This is a genomic window from Salinimicrobium profundisediminis (genome assembly GCF_026241755.1).
Taxonomy (GTDB): Bacteria; Bacteroidota; Bacteroidia; order Flavobacteriales; family Flavobacteriaceae; genus Salinimicrobium; species Salinimicrobium profundisediminis.
Map to the genome: position 1 here is coordinate 1,067 of NZ_JAPJDA010000054.1, position 1,475 is coordinate 2,541.

3 protein-coding genes are annotated in these 1,475 nt (G+C 39.9%); all 3 read right to left on the reverse strand.

Annotated elements, in window-relative coordinates; translation table 11 throughout:
- A partial coding sequence (locus OQ279_RS18235) for an L-threonylcarbamoyladenylate synthase (RefSeq protein WP_266071294.1) occupies window positions 1-583 on the reverse strand: 583 nt, incomplete at its 3' end.
- A gap of 166 nt (window positions 584-749) precedes the next feature.
- Window positions 750-1,196 (reverse strand): GNAT family N-acetyltransferase, encoded by a 447-nt coding sequence (locus OQ279_RS18240; RefSeq protein ID WP_214476500.1) that lies wholly within the window; start codon window positions 1,194-1,196, stop codon window positions 750-752.
- A gap of 218 nt (window positions 1,197-1,414) precedes the next feature.
- Window positions 1,415-1,475: KGG domain-containing protein (locus tag OQ279_RS18245; RefSeq protein WP_503167764.1), on the reverse strand; the 61-nt coding region annotated here is incomplete at its 5' end.

Consider the following 1,475-nt stretch of genomic DNA (forward strand, 5'->3'; position numbering starts at 1 on the left):
CTTCTGTACAATCCAGAACGGTAGATTCCAGCCCTACTCCAGTTGGTCCGCCATCTACAATTCCAGAAATTTTCCCCTGCAGGTCGTCCCACACATGTTCAGCGGTTGTGGGACTTGGCCTTCCGGAAGAATTGGCGCTAGGTGCGGCAATAGGAAGATTAGTTTTCTGTAATAAAGCAAGAGCTACTGGATGATCTGGCATGCGGATTCCCACTGTGGATAACCCAACCGTTGCCTTTTCAGACAACACCCCCTCTTTCATTTTTAAGATAATTGTAAGCGGTCCTGGCCAATACGCCTTCATCAATTGCTTAGCCTTTTCAGGGATTTCCTCCACAAAGTCCGAAACCACCGCTTCATCCGCAATGTGGATAATAAGTGGATTATCCGCTGGCCTGCCTTTTGCTTCAAAAATTTTCGCTACCGCCTGGTCATTTAAAGCATTTGCGCCCAAGCCATATACCGTTTCTGTCGGGAATGCAACAACTTCATTATTTAATAAAAGATCTGCTGCCTGTGTTATTTGTGGGTAACCAGTTAAATTATCCACATTTTTATCCACTGACCATCTTTTTGTATCCATCTAAATTCACCTTCAATATTTCTTCTTATGAATGCCTATATTACTCACTTTTCTACGAATCACTTTTGAAAGTATAAAAGAAGTTAGAGGATAACTCAAGCTTTTATCCACAAATTGTGTATAAAAATGGCCTTTTTGTGTATAACTTTGTCATTTTATCCACATTTCATATGGAAAACTTCAAGAAATACGAGTTATCCACAGAAAGGATGTGTTTAACATGCTCTGATTCGTATAAGTCCGCAGGCAGCTTCGTGGAATCATGAGGCTGAAAGCCCATTAGCGTAAAGAAGAGGGCAGCACTTTGTTTGTTTGAAGCCATGTACAGCTCCGTTAACCCCTTATCTCTAGCCAACATTAAAATTTGTTCCAGTAATATAAACATATCCTTTTCAGTAGAGTTCGGGCTAAGCACCAGTGAGCGCAGCAAACCAACCTGCCCATGAGGCTCTATCCCTAATGATGCCTGAATCTGGCCCAACTCATTCTCACAAAGTAAAAAATAATCAATGGAATCTTTAATCCCTTCAGAACTTACCTTTGCATTCTGTAAAAATAATGATAACTTTTCAACATCCTCAATACCAGCACAACGAACTTCTGCCTTATTCATTCCTCTCACCCCATCTTCAATTAATGAACTTAATCTATGAATATGATTGATAGGAAGACAAATAGAACAGAAAATGATAGAAAAGATGAATATATATTTGTAATGACGAATGGATAAATAAAATCGCTAGTATTAGTGAACAAAAAAACACGGCAGCCACTCGTTGACTGCCGTGCTATGCTGGACGCATATCGATATCCTTCAGGAAATCAAATCTATTAATCGTTAGAGTTTCCGCCTTTGCGGCCGATCTCACGATAAAAGTCTTTATCATGATTT

Bases quoted from the DNA above. Each gene is read 5' to 3' on its own strand.
- OQ279_RS18240 (WP_214476500.1), bottom strand. From the start codon at position 1,196: ATGAATAAGGCAGAAGTTCGTTGTGCTGGTATTGAGGATGTTGAAAAG.